This is a genomic window from Luteibacter sp. 9133, assembly GCF_000800155.1.
Classification (GTDB): domain Bacteria; phylum Pseudomonadota; class Gammaproteobacteria; order Xanthomonadales; family Rhodanobacteraceae; genus Luteibacter; species Luteibacter mycovicinus.
The window spans coordinates 1,949,191-1,965,063 of record NZ_JUHO01000001.1 but is presented as its reverse complement, the minus strand read 5'-3'; the positions used below and the strand labels follow the sequence as shown (position 1 = coordinate 1,965,063).

At 64.9% G+C, this 15,873-nt stretch carries 10 protein-coding genes; 2 read left to right on the top strand and 8 right to left on the bottom strand.

Annotated elements, in window-relative coordinates; all coding sequences use genetic code 11:
- Positions 1-2,805 (bottom strand): TonB-dependent receptor, encoded by a 2,805-nt coding sequence (locus FA87_RS08520; RefSeq protein ID WP_239709017.1) that lies wholly within the window; start codon positions 2,803-2,805, stop codon positions 1-3.
- A 634-nt stretch (positions 2,806-3,439) separates the two neighbouring features.
- Between FA87_RS08520 and FA87_RS08510 the strand changes: the two genes are divergently transcribed.
- Complete coding sequence (locus FA87_RS08510) at positions 3,440-6,385, top strand: TonB-dependent receptor (protein WP_043693845.1); 2,946 nt, start codon at positions 3,440-3,442, stop codon at positions 6,383-6,385.
- A 7-nt stretch (positions 6,386-6,392) separates the two neighbouring features.
- Here FA87_RS08510 and FA87_RS08505 read toward each other — a convergent pair whose 3' ends face one another.
- The 4 genes from FA87_RS08505 to argS form a co-directional block, all read right to left on the bottom strand.
- Positions 6,393-6,863 carry a DUF1203 domain-containing protein gene (locus FA87_RS08505; protein WP_043693842.1) on the bottom strand — a complete coding sequence of 157 codons (471 nt, stop codon included), beginning with the start codon at positions 6,861-6,863 and terminating at the stop codon, positions 6,393-6,395.
- Positions 6,864-6,935: 72 nt separating this feature from the next.
- Positions 6,936-7,553: an OmpW family outer membrane protein gene (locus FA87_RS08500; RefSeq protein ID WP_239709015.1), complete on the bottom strand. Its 618-nt coding sequence runs from the start codon at positions 7,551-7,553 to the stop codon at positions 6,936-6,938.
- A gap of 49 nt (positions 7,554-7,602) precedes the next feature.
- Positions 7,603-8,379 (bottom strand): cyclic nucleotide-binding domain-containing protein, encoded by a 777-nt coding sequence (locus tag FA87_RS08495; protein ID WP_043693837.1) that lies wholly within the window; start codon positions 8,377-8,379, stop codon positions 7,603-7,605.
- 93 nt (positions 8,380-8,472) lie between these two features.
- Positions 8,473-10,233, bottom strand: coding sequence for an arginine--tRNA ligase (argS, locus tag FA87_RS08490; RefSeq protein WP_043693835.1), 1,761 nt, complete (start codon positions 10,231-10,233; stop codon positions 8,473-8,475).
- A 190-nt stretch (positions 10,234-10,423) separates the two neighbouring features.
- Here argS and FA87_RS08485 point away from each other — a divergent pair, with 190 nt between their 5' ends.
- Entirely contained in the window at positions 10,424-11,722 is a 1,299-nt protein-coding gene (locus FA87_RS08485; RefSeq protein ID WP_043693832.1) for an NAD(P)/FAD-dependent oxidoreductase, read from the top strand.
- Positions 11,723-11,829: 107 nt separating this feature from the next.
- Here FA87_RS08485 and FA87_RS08480 read toward each other — a convergent pair whose 3' ends face one another.
- From FA87_RS08480 to FA87_RS08470, 3 genes are all read right to left on the bottom strand, one after another.
- Complete coding sequence (locus tag FA87_RS08480) at positions 11,830-12,690, bottom strand: aldo/keto reductase (protein WP_043693829.1); 861 nt, start codon at positions 12,688-12,690, stop codon at positions 11,830-11,832.
- A gap of 82 nt (positions 12,691-12,772) precedes the next feature.
- Positions 12,773-15,094 carry an ATP-binding protein gene (locus FA87_RS08475; RefSeq protein ID WP_043693826.1) on the bottom strand — a complete coding sequence of 774 codons (2,322 nt, stop codon included), beginning with the start codon at positions 15,092-15,094 and terminating at the stop codon, positions 12,773-12,775.
- Positions 15,094-15,759 (bottom strand): response regulator transcription factor, encoded by a 666-nt coding sequence (locus tag FA87_RS08470; protein WP_036113486.1) that lies wholly within the window; start codon positions 15,757-15,759, stop codon positions 15,094-15,096. Before FA87_RS08470 ends, FA87_RS08475 begins: the two co-directional genes overlap by 1 nt.
- Positions 15,760-15,873: the final 114 nt, after the last annotated feature.

Here is a 15,873-nt window from a genome sequence, read left to right as displayed (position 1 = left end):
TCAGAACGAGTACTTCACGGTCAACAGGGTGGTCATGCCCGCATCCACGATGTCGGAGTTGGCCAGACTGTTCCTGCCGATGTGCGACCAGTAGGAGTACTGCTTGGTCAGGTTGCTGATCTGCAAATCGAACTGCAGGCCGTTATTCATAAGGTAACCCGCATGCAGGTCGACGCGGCGGATCGGACGGATCCACAGGTCGTCCCACGGATTGCCCTGATTGAGGAAGTCGTAGGTCGACAGGTAGGAGCCCGTGTAGTGGTAGCTGAGGTTCAGCGAGAAACCGGCCTTCTCGTAGAACAGCTCGGCGTTGGCCATGCGCTGTGGAGCCGACTGCAGCCTTTCGTTCTCGAAGCCGTCGCGGCCCAGGTCGACCTTCGAGTTCTGCCGCGTGGCGTTGACGCTGAAGCCCAGGCCATCGAAGGGCTCAGGCAGGTTCTGGAACTTCTGCCTGTACGTGGCTTCGAGACCGTAGACATGCCCGTCCCCGCCGTTGGTCGGCGTCTTTGTGAGGACGGTACCCACACCGGACGTGTTCGGATTGGCCTGGCCGCCGCCGCTGTCGTAGATGTAGTTGCGCAGCTTCTTGTAGTAGCTGGCCAGGGACACGTAACCGCCGCTCTGCGTCGTCCACTCGGCGCCCAGATCCACGTTGGTGGCCTTGATCGGGCTCAGGTTCGGGTTGCCGCTGGTGATCGTCGTCACGCCATCGGACACACTGATCTGCGAACCGCCGCCCAGCTGCACGAAGGCCGGTCGCGTGTAGCTCTGCCAGATCGCGCCGCGATACACGATGTTGCCGTCCGGGCGGAAATTGATGAACAGGCTGCCGAGCGGCTCGTTGTAGATGGTCCGGTTATTGGAGAAGTAGCCCGGCGCCTCGTTGCCGTCGGCGTCGGTCGGCGTCGTCCAGAACGTGTTGTGGATGGAGGTGTGCTCGAAGCGCACACCGGGAATGATCTCCCACGGACCGCTCTGGAACGTGGCCATGCCGTACGCGGCACTGACCGCTTCCGTGCCGCGCATGGTGTCGCAGTTGTAGTTGTTGAAGTCCAGCTGGCCGCAGGTATCCAGATCCGACGGCTGGACGTGGGCCGCGATGAGCGCGGCGACCGCGGCACGACTGACTTCCGGCGTCCGCCAGTCGAATTTGCCGGGAAAAATCTGATTGTAATAGCCCTTGAAGATGCCGAGGTCGTCGAGTGTCGTCGTTCCGTCGTTGATGCCGCCGGTCGACCAGTCGCGGTTGGTGAACTCACGCGAGCTGTCGCTGTACTTCACGCCGAACTTGACCGACTGCAGCACGCCGCTGTCGAAGTCATAGCGCAGATCGAGTTTGGCGCCGCCGCGCTTCTGGCCGGAGCGGATGTCGGTGACCTCGCCATAATCGTTGGCGTACATGTTCTGCACGTTGTTGACGGAGTTCTGCAAACCCGGCGTCAGCACGGGGTACGGGAAGCCGTTGCCGCCGTAGCTCAGCAGCGAACTGCGGTTATACGCGAAGTTGTCCTGCGAATACTTGTCCTCGCGCCCGTCGATCTCGACGTGTTCGGGTCGGTCGTTGCGGCCGATGCTCCAGAAGACGTTGGGCGAAATCGTCCATCCGCCGGCGGTCTTGTCCGCACCGAACTGGATCGTGGCCAGGTCTGCCCGCTCCGGGTTGGTCTCGAACCAGAAGCGGTTGGCGATGCGCCCGATGTTCGGCGTGTACACGCCTGGCGTGGAGGTCGGTACGTACGTCACGTCCTGCGGCAAAAGCTGGTTATACGTGGTGTTCTGCTCGGTCAGCGCATACGCGTAAGTCATTCGCGCATAGGCTTTGAGCGTCGGGTCCACGTTCCAGTCGAACGAGATATTGCCGCCGTAGCGGCGCTCGAACCCCGACGCGATGCCGACGTTGCTGCCGAGGCTGGTCAGGTTGTGAGCGGGGTCGTACCCGGGCGCGCTGTCGCCTTCCGCGGTCGCGTGAAGAAATGCCCAGGAACCGTCGTTGGACGCACTTTCCGCCGCACCGATCTCGCTGTTGGCGATGTTGCGGTAGTCGTAATAGCCGCTTACGTAAATGCCGAACTGTTTCTCGGCACCGAACTTGCCTTGCAGTTCCCCGGCCAGACCGCTGCCGAGGCCGCTGCCGCCGTAGTCGCGCGCACGGCTTTCCACGCGTCCGCTGGCGGTGACGCTGCCGCTGAAATCCTTCCTGAAATCGAAGGCGCTCGGCGTGCGAAAGTCGATCGTCCCGCCGATCGCGTCGCCGTCCATGTCGGCGGTCGAGGTCTTGTTGAGTACGATGGTCTGCAAGCCCGACGGTGGCAGCAGGCTCAGCTGTACGCTGCGGCTATATGGCATGCCCTGGGCCACGTTGCTGCCGTTCACCAGATTGACGTTGTACTCGGACGGCAGGCCACGCACCGAGGTGAACATGCCCTCGCCGCGCGCCGCGCCGTCGATGCCGCCGAAATAGCCGGAGCCCGTAGTCGTTACGTTGACGCCGGACATCAGGCCCAGTGCCTCCGCCACGTTGTGCACGGCGGTGTGCTGCAGGTCGGCTGCCGACAACACGTCCACCGTGTTGATGGAATCCATGCGCATGTTGGTCGCGTCATAGCGGTTGGCCACGACGCTGAGCGCCTTCATCTGCACGGCCTTGTCCGGCTTGGCGGCCGGGTCCTTCGTATCCGTAGCCGCTTTGACCGGCGGCGGCGTTGACGGCGCTGGCGCAGCGTCCTGCGCAAACGCCCCATTGGCCAGTACCGCACACACGGCCACGACCAGACACTTCTTGTTGAAAACCTTATCGATACCCACGATCCACCCCCACCCCGAAAGTGCTCTGAAAAAAGGCTGACCAGCGGGTTCGTCGCGCGGTCCGGACATGGATGCTCGTGCACGCTCGCGTCAGCGGGCATGCGTCGACATCACGACGGACGGGTGAACGTGCCGATCAGTTTGGTCGGACGATCAGAGGGAGGTTTGCGGGGGCGAGTAGCCGGCGACACACTTGCCGCGGGAACGCAGGGCGCTGAGTTTGTTTCGCGCGAGGATCGGAAGGCCATCGGCCCTCACATGCACGAACGGACGACCTGCGAAGGCGCAGCTGGCGTTCTGATTGGAATCGGGGCGACGCATCGTAGCGGTCTGTCCGTCATTCATCGCGAGCTGCGTGCCGGCATACCCCAAGGATGCCGGAGGAATACGCGGTATGACGTTCGTCGAACGCACCGCGTGGAGCAACATATAGCGCACTGTAAAAAGGGCGTCAACGGCCAAAAATGCTTAGACGTCCGCCTATTGCAACGCACCACGAGACTTTGCGCCCGGATGAACCAGGCCGCAGGATTCTGCTGCGACGCACGATGACACCGACGCAAGGGGCGCGCATTCTCGCGCGGCGGCGTGAACAGGGGTGCGCCGCTCACTCAACGTAATCGCAGGGATCTCGATGAATCGTCGACAGACGCAGGGCCGTGCCGTGCCCGCCACCCCACGCCGGCCATTGGCCGTCGCATGCGCCGCCGCGCTCTCGCTGCTGTGCGGCGGCATCGCCACCGCCCAGGAGCGAACGCCCACGGCGCAGGATACGGCGAAGCCAGCCGTGAAGGCCGCCACGAAGCCGGCAGCCACGCCAGCTACCGCCGCGCAGGCTCCGCAGAGCGACAAGGAAAAGCGCGCCGCCAATCCGGATGCCGCGAGCAACCTCGACGCGGTGGTCGTCACGGGTATTCAGGGCAGCATCCAGAGCGCACTCAAGGCCAAGCTCAATTCGGACAACATCATCGAAGCGATCTCCGCCGAGGACATCGGCAAGCTTCCCGACAGCAGCATCGCCGAGAGTCTGGCGCGCCTGTCCGGCCTTGCGACGCAGCGTGTCGATGGGCGCGCGAACCAGATCTCCATTCGCGGCCTGTCGCCCGACTTCGCCGGCACCACGCTGAACGGCCGCGAGCAAGCGACGATCGGCGAAAACCGAGGTGTCGATTTCGACCAGTATCCGTCCGAACTGATCAGCGGCGCCGCCGTCTACAAGACACCGGATGCGAGCCTCATCGGCCAGGGTCTCTCCGGCACCGTCGATCTGCACACGATCAAGCCGCTGGATCTGCCCAAGCGGACGTTCGCCGCCAACGTGCGCGGGGAGACCAATTCCAACGGCAGCCTCAATCACGGCTCCGGCGTGGGCGATGCGGGTCATCGCGTCAGCTTCTCGTATATCGACCAGTACTTCGACCACACGCTGGGACTGGCGGTCGGCTTCGCGCAGCTGGATTCGCCCGTGCAGGAAAAGCAGTATCAGGCGTGGTGGTGGAGTCTCAACAATGGATCGCAGGGCGCGGAGAACAACTGGGGCGCGCCGCATACACCAGGCTTGCCGGACAACGTGCTTTCTCAGGAAGGCGCGCAGTTGCGTGCAAAATCGGAGAACCAGCTGCGTAACGGCCTGATGACCGTGCTCGAGTGGGCTCCGGACGACCACTATCACTCCACGCTCGATCTGTACTACTCGACGTTCAATCAGAAGACGTACCTCAATGGTGCGCAGTGGTCGAGCAGCCCTTACGACAACGTCTCGTATTCGAACGTGGGCGTGGTCCCCGCACTGCCCTATCCGATCGTTACTACCGGCCACATCGACGGCCTCAAGTCGATCCTGCAGAACGACTACACGAAAGAACACGACAAGCTCTTCTCCGCGGGCTGGAACAACCAGTACGACTTCGGCAACGGCTGGGCACTCACGGCCGATCTCTCGTATTCAAGCGCGAAGAAGGACCTGCACGACGCCTACCTGTTCGCCGGTCTTCCCGATCAGGCGACATCGTCGACCGATTTCGCGACGCCGATCCACGAGCACTTTCCGGATTTTCGTCCCGGGGTGAATTTCGCCGATCCCTCGGCGATGTTCTTCACCGATCCCAACAACTACGGCTATGACGGCCGCGAAGAGTTCGACAAGCAGAAGGACACGATCAAGGCCTTCCGCCTCGAGGTGAGCCATCCCGTGGGCTGGATCTTCAGCGACGTCAACATCGGCGTGAACTACTCCGACCGCAAGAAGACCAAGCAGGCCGACGTGTACTTTGCCTGGCTCAACGGTAACGGATCGACGTCGGCCGATTACGTGCCCGGTTTCGCGGCTCCCATCGATCCGTCCGCGCTCAGCGGCATCACCGATCTCAGCTACGGCGGCTTTCCCGGCGTCGTCAACTACGACGTATTGCAAGCCCTCAACAGCCAGTACTACAAGACCCAGCGCAACGGTCAATCGGACTGGAGTCGCAACTATTCGGTCGAGGAGAAAGTCCCTGTCGCCTACGTCAAGTTCAACATCGACACGCATCTGGGCGATATCCCGCTGCGTGGCAACGTCGGCGTGCAAGGGGTGAAGACGGACCAGTCGTCAGAGGCCCTGCAGACGAATGGTGACGCGCTCGTGGGGCGCATCTCCGATGGCGCGAAGTACAGCAAGATCCTGCCCAGCCTCAACCTCGCCGCCGAGATCGCCGACAAGCAGTTCCTGCGTTTCGGCCTGGCCAAGACCATGGCGCGCGGACGCATCGACGACGAAAAGGTCGCCACCTCGGCGGGCGTTGCGGAAGTCCTCGACGGTCCGGGCGCGGGTCAGGTGCTCTGGTCCGGCAGCGGCGGCAACCCGAAGCTCAAGCCGTATATCGCCGTGGGTGCGGATCTGTCATGGGAAAAATACTTCGGCACGGCGAGCTACGTCGCCGCCGCGGTGTTCAACAAGAATCTGCTGAATTACATCTACAATCAGACCACGCTGGATTACGACTTCTCGCGTTACGTCAACGACAACCCGACACTCACGCCGACCAGCACCATCGGCTCGTTCACACGCCCGGAAAATGGCACCGGCGGCAAGATGCAGGGCCTGGAATTGTCCGGGTCGCTGGAAGGCGGTCTCGTCACCCCGGCTCTCGACGGCTTCGGCGTGCAGGCCAATTTCTCGCTGACCAACAGCACCCTGCCGGTCAGCGCCGTGTCGAGCATCCCGGGCAGCCCGTCGACCCTGCCCGGTTTGTCCCGCAAAGTCGCCAACCTCGCCCTGTACTACGAGAAGTACGGCTGGTCGGTACGCGTGGCGGAACGTTACCGCTCGTCCTTCACCGGTGAGGCCGTCGCCCTCTTCGACCAGCTGGGATACACCCAGGTGCTGGCGGACAAGCAGACTGACCTGCAGCTCGGCTACGCCTTCGACCATGGCACATGGAACGGGCTGTCGATTCTTCTTCAGGTCAACAACCTGACCGATTCGCCGATGAAGACGCAGCAGATAGCCGCGTTGCCGAACAACGTGAAGGTCGCACGCCCGCTGGAGTTCGATACGTACGGGCGGACGGTGATGTTCGGGCTCAACTACAAGCTCTGATCTTCGCTTATCCGACGCGGTCGATCCGCGCGGCATAGCACCCGTAAGCCGCGTAATGCGCATGGATGTAGCGCACCGCGCCGCGGTTGAAGAGGCGTTCCACCGCCTCTTCAACCGCGGTACCCGGTACGAGAAGCGCATCGGCGATATGCCCTCGTTCGTCGAAGGCGCGCAAGGAAATATGCCGCGTGCGGATCACGTCGGGAACCTCGTCCACGGCGTCATGAGCGACCGTCGCGCCCTCACGGACGAAGATGGCATGGCTCGCGCGATAAGGCCCCGGCGCGGGCTGGTGAACGTAGTTCAGGAGGATCAGCGCCTCGCCCTTGCGCGCGGCGCGAAGTTCGATGCGTTCAGGGTACCCGGTGTCATCGCCGGCAATAACGCGTAAGGCGTTGCGCGCCTCGAGTGATCGGTCATCAAGGCCGTAGAGGGACTGGAAAGGTGCGGGATCGAGACCACTGATTCGAAACGACATGGATTCACTCCGGTGTGGGAATGAATCCATGGTGCTCGCGGCCTGGACTCGCCAGCCATCCGGATCTTGCCGTCAGAAGTGATACCCAAAGCTGAAGCCATACACCCACGGGTCGATATGCGCGGTACCCACCGAGGCCCCGCCGACCTTCACCTTTGAATCGATGTCCATGTAACGGGCGTCGAGCGTCAGAGTCCAGCGCGGGTCCAGCGTGATATCGACGCCACCGTGCCACGCGATGCCCCAGCTGCTGTCGAGGTCGACGTTGGCGCCCTGCAAGGCGCCGCGACCCTTCGTGTCGAAGAAGCGCGTGTAGTTCACGCCGACGCCGACGAAGGGCGACACCGGGCGACCCGCGAGAAAGTGATAGTTTACGCCGACCGTCGGCGGCAACTGCTTCACGGTGGCGGCGCGCTGGCCGTTGAGGCGGACGCTGTGCTGGAACGGCACGGCAGCGAGCACGTCGACGCTCCATTCGGGAGTGAACAGGTATTCGAGGCTCAGCGTCGGACGCGTGCTGCTGCCGACGCTGGCCTTCATGCCCGCGAGGTGGCCGTTGTCGGAGCGCGGGTCGACGACATGGGCTCCAATGTGCAGGATCCAGGGATTATCGACGGACTGGGCGATCGCACCGGTGACAGGAGCCATACACAGCAGGCTGGCGATGGCGACGTTCTTCAGGTTACGCACGGAAAACTCCTTCATTCTGTCCCGACCGCAACCGGTCGGCAGACAAAGGTTAGGAATTCATTGCCGCGCGTTTCCTGATCGCGGTCAGTTTTTCCTGCGATCGCAAGGGCGCCGCGGAAACCATCGCCGACAGCATCGCGCGGTCGAGGATGCGCAGCGTGCGACCACTGGCCTGCAGCATCCCCGTCTCCTCCATGCGCCCCAACGCACGACTCACGGTTTCCACGGCAAGACCAAGGTAATTGGCGATGTCCGCACGTGACATCGACAGCCGCAGCCAATCGCCCTGCCGCGACAACCTGCCCTGCTTCTCGACCAGACCGTGCACGAACAAGGCGACGCGTTCGACAGCCGACTGACGTCCCATCGCCACGAGATGATCCTGATCGGCGGCGACCTCGCCGCTGAGTACGCGCAACATGCGCCGGTGCAACGACGGCACTTCGGTCAGAGCCGCTTCCATCCGGGCAAACGGTACCTCGCACAGCGTGCTGCGCTCCAGCGCGATCGCCTCGGTGCGGTACGCCTCGTCGAGCAACCCGTCCACGCCAAGAATATCGCCCGGCGACCCGAAGCCGATGACCTGATGCACGCCTTCGGCATCGGCGATGGTGCTGCGCGTCGCGCCCGACCGGAGGACGTAAAGCGAGTGGAACACCTCGCCCTGACGAAACAGCGGCTCGCCCCGGACCAGCGTGCGGCGGTCCCGGGTCATACGGTCGACGCGCGCGAGCGCCTCGCCTTCGATACCCGCAGGCAGACAGACGTCGTGCAGCCCACAGGCCACGCAGCCGTGGCGCGTGGCGACGTCGTGCAACTCGGACATGTCAGTTACCCCGATGCGATAGGTCGAACGGACGGTAACAGGCGCGCGCGCGTGGGGAGGCCGGATGCGCGGTGCCTGCGACGATAGGTCCTCCTACATCCGCAGCGGCACCTCGATACCCAGCAGGTCGAGGCAGCGGGTAAGCACGCGCTCGGTCAGCGCGCAGAGTCCCAGCCGGGCAGCACGCACGGCGGGAACCGGCTCCGACCGCACCGGGCACTCGCCATAGAAGCGGCTGAAGTGCTGGGCGAGCGTATACGCGTAGGCCGCTAGTACACCGGGCTGGCAGAGCCGGGCGGCTTCCGACACCGTGTCACCGAATGACAGGCAATGCAGCGCGAGGTCGCGCTCCACCGGCGCCGACGCCTGCGCGGGCCCCGCGACCTCACCGGCGGCCCTGGCGAGCAACGACCGCAGGCGCACGCAGGCGTATTGCAGGTACGGACCCGTGCGCCCCTCGAACGCGACCATGCGCCCGGGGTCGAAGACATACCCCGAGAGACGATCCCCCGACAGATCGGCGAACTTCACGGCGGCGATGCCCACCTGGCGCGTGAGCGTCTCGCGTTGCGCACCGTCCAGGTCCATGCCGTAGCCGGAAGAGGAAAGGCGCTCCGCGGCGCGGGCGACGGCGTCGTCCAGCAGTTCGGCCAACCGCGCCACACCGCCCGAGCGCGTTTTGAAAGGTTTGCCGTCTGGCGCGTTCACCGTGCCGAAACCGGCGTGGACCAGCTCGACACCCCGGGCGATGCCTGCCTTGTGCGCCGCGCGGAAGACCTGCTCGAAATGCAGTGCCTGCCGTTGATCGACGACGTATACGACACGCGCCAACCCGGGCACCGACGCACGAGCCTCGAGCGTTGCCAGATCGGTCGTGGCATAAAGAGCGGCGCCGTCGCTCTTTGCCAGCAGCAACGGCGGCACCGGCGAGCTGTCCGTGGGCTCGGCGACTTCAATGACCACGGCGCCCTCACTTGCTGTCGCGACACCGCACGACCGCAGCCGGGCGACCAGCGGCGCGATCGCATCCCGCACGTCGCTCTCGCCATCCAGAGCGTCGAAGCGCACGCCCAGCTGCTCGAAGTCGGCTACCTGAGAGGTCAGGCTGAGCGCACGCAACGAGCGCCATAACGCCATGAGTCCCGGGTCGCCCGCCTGCAAGGCCGCCGTATCCGCGCGGGCTTCAGCCATCCGGCCAGGGTCCTCCCGGCACGCCGCGGCGGCTTCGGGATAGAGCCGTTCGAGTTCACGGAGCGTGACCGGCGCGGTCGCGGGAAACGGCGCCACCGCCTCGGAATCGAAGAACGCCAGAGTCGGGTCCGTGCGGCGTATCGCCGCGCTCAACATGCCCATCTGCAAGCCCCAGTCACCGAGATGCACATCCGCATGCGTCGACCAGCCCAGTGCCGCATGAATCCGCCGCAGGCTCTCGCCAAGCACGAGGGAGCGCAAATGCCCTACGTGCAGCGGTTTCGCGACGTTGGGACCACCGAAGTCGAGCACGACACGCCGCGCACGGCCTTCATCCGGAATACCCAGCCGGTCATCCGCGGCCACGGCGTCAAGACCCTGCGCGATGAACGCGGCGGATAGCCGCAGGTTGATGAAACCCGGACCGGCAACGCTAACCTCGGCAAAAGCCGGTTCCTGGCGCAGGTACGCGGCGATGTCTTCCGCGATGGCGCGCCCCGTCCGGCCGACGAGCGCCGCGGCAGCAAGCGCGCCGTTGCACTGAAAATCGCCGAGGTCCGGGCGTGTGGCAGGCACCGCCCTGGCGAGAGCCGCAGGCAGGTCGAGCGACAGGAAGGCAGCGGTAAGCAGGACGTCGATCCGCGACGCCGGGGACAGGCACATGGGTTTCTCCAGGGACGATGAAAGGCGGCGCAAGGCGCGCCGTCGGCTCAGCTCAGTGCGAGCTGGGCGATTCGTCGTCGGAGAAGGATGCGCGGGAACATGCGCTTTGTTTACACGACACGGTGGGTCTTCGCAAGCCGCGAACGATACGCTGGGTATGCTCGTTTCAGACTGATACGGAGACTTCGCAATGAACTCAACCAAGCGGCCCGGCGCACATCGCGTCGTGATCGTCGGCGGCGGTGCCGCCGGCATCGAACTGGCCACCCGGCTGGGCAAGAGCCAGGCCTTCGATGTCGCGCTCGTCGACCGCGATTCCAGCCATTTCTGGAAGCCGCGATTGCACGAGCTTGCCGCCGGCCTGCTGGGCGACGGCGAAGAAGCGGTGCCTTTTCTTGCGCACGCGCAGGCGCATGGTTATCGCTTCGAACCGGGGGCCCTGCTGGGCCTGAACGCCGCGGAAAAAACGATCGACCTCGAAGCGGTGCACCTGCCCAACACGGACGAGCTGATCCTGCCACCGCGGAGCCTGACCTACGACACCCTGGTGCTGGCGTTCGGCAGCCGCGTGAACGACTTCGGCACGCCCGGCGTGCTCGAGAACTGCGACATGCTGGACAGCCCGGCCCAGGCCATCGCGTTACGCCGCAAGATCCTGGCCCTCGCGCTGCGCAGCGCGGGCGACCCGGACAAGCGCATCCGCGTCGGCATCGTCGGCGCGGGCGCCACCGGTGTCGAGCTCGCCGCCGAGCTGCACCACGCCTTCAACGACATGCATCGCTATGGCGGCCTGGATTCCGCCGCGAAACTCGACGTCACCCTGATGGATATGGCGCCACGCGTGCTGCCCGCCGTGGATCCGGACACGTCGGCTTCCGCGCAGCAGATCCTGGAGCGCATGAAGGTCAACCTGCGCCTTGGCGTCGGCGTCAACGCCGTCGAGTCGGACGCTTTCCACCTGTCCGACGGCAGCGTCATTCCCTGCGACATCAAGGTCTGGGCCGCGGGTGTCACCGGGCATGACATGGTCAAGGGCCTCGGCCATTTCGAGCTGTCGCGCGACCGGCGCATCGTCGTCGATGAGCACCTCGCGGCGAAGGGCGTCGAGGGTATCTACGCTCTTGGCGACTGCGCGTTCACCGCCACACCCGACGGACGCAGCGTGCCGCCGACGGCACAGGCGGCGCATCAGCAGGCGACATATCTGTCGGACGCGCTGATCAAGGTATCGCGAGGCGAAACACCCGCAGCGTTCGTCTTCCATTCGAAGGGAACGCTCGTCTCCCTGGGCGTACGCCAGGCGACCGGCGAATTGCCGTCGGGCCGCCATAAGTCGGTGATCCCGATGCGCGGCTGGCTGGCGAAGCTGGTGTACGTGTCACTGCAGCAGAGGCATCGCGCGACGCTGCACGGCTGGCCCCGTGCGACGGCACTGTGGCTGGCGGACTGGCTGCGGAACACGACGCTGCCGCCGGTGAAGTTGCACTGAGGCCAGCGGGCTCCGCTGGCGGAGCCGACTTCCACCTGGGCCGGGCGGCCTGGGTGGAAGCCAGTCCTGCTGGCGGTGGCCGGGTCCCTCAGCTCACCCGAAGCACGTCACTTCACCGCGTGCTCGAGCGCCTCGAAGTCTTCCTGCGACAGCTCGATGCTCGCACCCTTGACGTTCTCCTCGAGGTGGCCCGGATCGCCGGTACCCGGGATCGGCAACATCACCTTTGAACGCTTCAACAGCCACGCGATAGCCACCTGGCCGTCCGTCGCGCCGAGCTTCTTCGCGATCTTCGACAGCAGCGAGCCCTCTTTCGCCAGCTCACCCGCCGCCAGCGGGTACCACGGAATGAAACCGATGCCGTTTTTCTCCGCGTAGTCGAGCACCGCTTCGCTCTGGCGGTTACCGAGGTTGTAGAGGTTCTGCACCGTCGCGACCTTGAAGAATTTCGAGGCGGCTTCGATTTCCTCGACGTTGACCTCGGACAGGCCGACGTGGCGGATCAGCCCTTCGTTCTGCATGTCCCTGATCACGCCGAACTGCTCATCGCGCGGCACTTTCGCGTCGATGCGATGCAGCTGCCAGAGGTCGATGCGTTCGACGCCGAGACGGCGCAGGCTCATCAGAACGCACTGGCGCAGATATTCCGGTCGGCCCAGCGGGGGCCAGACGTTGGGACCGTGACGCGTAAGGCCGCCCTTGGTCGCGATAACGAGGCCTTTGTACGGGTGCAGAACCTCGCGAATCAGATCCTCGCTGACGTAGGGGCCGTAGCTGTCCGCCGTGTCGATGAGGTTGACCCCGAGTTCGGGAAGCTTCGCCAGCGTGGCCCGCGCCTTGGCGGGATCGGCCGGGTCGCCCCAGATGCCCTTGCCGGTGATACGCATGGCGCCGAAACCGAGGCGATTGACCTCGAGATCACCGCCGATGCTGAACGTGCCGCTTGCTGCTGCGTTGGGGGTTGTCATCGTATGACTCCATGAGTGGGACGAGGAAAGTCACAGACACACATTGGTACGCGATGAGACGTTTAAAGGGCGTGGTGGCGGCTCAGTCACCGTCGAGATGCCGCGCGATGGCTTCCATGAAGGGCTCGGCATCGGCAAGGCCCCCACCCGCCCCCAGCGATTCTTCCAGCCGCTCGGCGATGTCCGCGATCGCCACCATGCCGCAGACCAGCGCGGCCCCTTTCACGCGATGGACGTGATGCAGTGCTCGCGCGAAGTCGCCCCGCTCGAGCGCATCGCAGGTCAGCGCAAGATCGTGCCGGGTCTCCTCACGAAAGGCGGCCTGCATGGCGGGCGTGGGGGAAACCGCCTGCTCCGCCATGGGCGAGACGGGACCGGCCAGCGCCGACTTCAGCGCATCCAGCGAAAGCGGCTTTCCCAGCACGATGTCGATGCCGCTCTCCGCGCAGCGGCGCACATGATCGCTGCCCTGGTTGGCCGAAATGGCGATAAATCGGGTGGGAGTGACGCGAGCCTCGGCCTCGCGCGCGCGCAATTCGGAAGCGATGTCGTAACCCTGCATGTCGGGCAACTCACAGTCCAGGAGAACGCCCACGAAGCGCCCGGGCACGAAACGGTCGATAGCCGCCTGGCCATGATCCACGGCTTCGGTGGCGTAACCGAGGAACTTGAGCTGGGCAACGATGATCTGCCGGTTGGCCGGGTGATCCTCGACCAGCAGCACGATGCCGCCCGGTTCGCCGCACATCGACGTGTCGGCGGCTGGCGACGGTGGTGACGAGGTCGTGCGGGGCACCAGACTCGTCGGCAAGGTGACGCGGACGGCCGTACCCACGCCCGCCTCGCTGTTGAATTCGAGGGTGCCACCCAGGTTGGTCGCGATATCCCTGCAGATCGCCAGGCCGAGGCCACTGCCGCCAAGACGGACGTCGAGACGCCCACGCGCCTGGGCGAACGGCTTGAACAGCTGACGCTGCCGGTTCGCGGGGACACCGATACCCGTGTCGAACACCTCGATCAGCAGGCGACGCACCCCGTCTTCGTTTTCACCGGCACCCTGCCAGAGAGCGATTCCCACGTGGCCGCGCTCGGTGAACTTCACCGCGTTGGCGAACAGGTTTTCCAGAAGCTGCCTGACCCGCACTTCGTCGACCAGCAGCCACGGCAAGGGCCCCATCGGCAGATCCAGACGCACCGCGAGGCCCTTGGCCTCGATCGCCAGACGCTGTGCCTCGATCGCGTCACGCGCGATCGCCTGCACGTCGCAGGGCACCGGGTCAGGGGTGAAACCCTCAACTTCCGAGCGCGTGTAATCGAGGGCACTCTTCAGAAGGTTCTGCAGGTTCCGGCTGCTGACCTGTGCGATCGCCATGAGGTCACGCTGGGGACCATCCTGAGGTTCGCGTGCCATGAGGTCGATCGACGACGTGACCGCGTTGACCGCGTTGCGCACTTCATGACTCATCACCGCCAGCAGCATGGTCTTCTGCTGCTCGCCGCGACGGGACGCCAGCTGCGCACGGCGCATCTGCCATAGCGCGAAGACCAGCGCGGCTATCAGTGCGACACCCAGACCCAGCTCGCCGCGAAACGCCGAGAGTACCTGCGACACGGTAGGCTGGCGCAGATACGCCGTCTCGAGCCACCGCTCGATCACCGCCATGTTGTCCGCCGAGGACAGCCCGCGCATGCTCTGCTCCAGAATGGCGAGCAGCTCGGGCTCGTCGCGCTGGACGGCGACGCGGACCGACACCGCCATGTCCGGCACCGTCCCCGCCACGCGAAGGCTCATGGCGTAATCGCGGCGCACGATCGGGTAGTAGGCTACGTCCACACCGATCGCCGCGTCGGCCACGCCGCTCTCGACGGCGGCGAGCACCTGATGGATATCGGCCAGGGGAAGCCGGGTGATGGAGGGGTGCTCGCGCTCGAGCCACGCCTCGTACTGGCCTCCGCCCTTGAAGGCCACCGTGCGCCCCTGCAGATGCCAGAGGTCCATTTCGGCGGGTCCGACCGTCCGCGTCACGATCAGCGTACGGCCAACATAGAAAGGCGACGACAGCAGCGCCGAGCTGCCCAGATCGGCGGTGAGCATCCGATCGGCGGTGGACGGAAGCACATCGACCCGATGCGCCCTGAATGCGGCGACCGACTCCGCCCAGGAACGCGTGCGTACCGGCTCGAAGCGCATGCCCGCCTTACGCGCCGCAAGCGCGAGGTACTCCGTCACTAGGGGGTTCGCTTTGCCGGCACCGATCTCGGCGCCCTGCTGAGGATCCAGGGCGATACGCAGCACGGGGTGCGCTTTCACCCAGCGCGCGCGCGTCTCCTCGTCCGGCACGTCCTGGGCGACCGCGACCGCTGCGACCATGCAGCCAACCAGCATCCATGCGAAACGGCGCATCACGGCGGCTGGTTCGCCAGCGCGCGGATGTGTTCCTTCAGGCTGTGAAACTCACTGTCCGAGCGGACGCCGAGTTTCTGGTACGCCGCCGACTTCTGTGCGCTGATGGTCTTCATGCTACGGCCGAACTTCACCGCGATCTGCGTCACGCCCAGTCCGTCGAGCAGGCAGCGGACCACTTCCCACTCGCGCAGCGACAGCTGCTTCCCAGTCTTGCTGCCCGCGGCGCCCTCGCCCGGTATGCCGACACGCTGCGGCGGCCGGTAGACGCCGCCGGTCATCACCACGTCGATCGCATGGATGATCTCCGAGGGATCCTGGCTTTTCGCCACGAAGCCATCCGCGCCGGCCTGAAGCAGGTTGCGCACGATCAGGCCTTCGTCATGCGCCGAGACGATGAGAATCTTCATGCGCGGGTACGCCTTGCGCAGCAGCCGGATCAACGCGACACCATCGAGGTCGTCGAAAGCCAGCGAATAATCGAGCAGCACGACGTCCGCGGGCGTCTCGGCCAGCAAGGCACGGAAAGGCCGGCTGCTCGAAAAGCTGCCGAGAATCACGATGGAGGGGGACGTCTCCAGTTGCGCGACCAGCCCTTTGAGGACGAGCGCATGGTCGTCCAGTAAGGCCACGCGCACCGAGCCCAGATAGCTTCGCGCGGACATGAGTGGACCAGATGGGGAGATGCTTGTAGTCATACGCCCACCGATACGTAGTGGGACCGACGGCAAGATATCGCGGCGACCGAGCCTTGTAAACGCTTGCTTCACACGTCAATC

Bases quoted from the DNA above. Each gene is read 5' to 3' on its own strand.
- FA87_RS08485 (WP_043693832.1), top strand. From the start codon at position 10,424: ATGAACTCAACCAAGCGGCCCGGCGCACATCGCGTCGTGATCGTCGGC.
- FA87_RS08475 (WP_043693826.1), bottom strand. From the start codon at position 15,094: ATGCGCCGTTTCGCATGGATGCTGGTTGGCTGCATGGTCGCAGCGGTC.
- FA87_RS08495 (WP_043693837.1), bottom strand. From the start codon at position 8,379: ATGTCCGAGTTGCACGACGTCGCCACGCGCCACGGCTGCGTGGCCTGT.
- FA87_RS08480 (WP_043693829.1), bottom strand. From the start codon at position 12,690: ATGACAACCCCCAACGCAGCAGCAAGCGGCACGTTCAGCATCGGCGGT.
- FA87_RS08470 (WP_036113486.1), bottom strand. From the start codon at position 15,759: ATGTCCGCGCGAAGCTATCTGGGCTCGGTGCGCGTGGCCTTACTGGAC.
- FA87_RS08505 (WP_043693842.1), bottom strand. From the start codon at position 6,863: ATGTCGTTTCGAATCAGTGGTCTCGATCCCGCACCTTTCCAGTCCCTC.
- argS (WP_043693835.1), bottom strand. From the start codon at position 10,233: ATGTGCCTGTCCCCGGCGTCGCGGATCGACGTCCTGCTTACCGCTGCC.
- FA87_RS08510 (WP_043693845.1), top strand. From the start codon at position 3,440: ATGAATCGTCGACAGACGCAGGGCCGTGCCGTGCCCGCCACCCCACGC.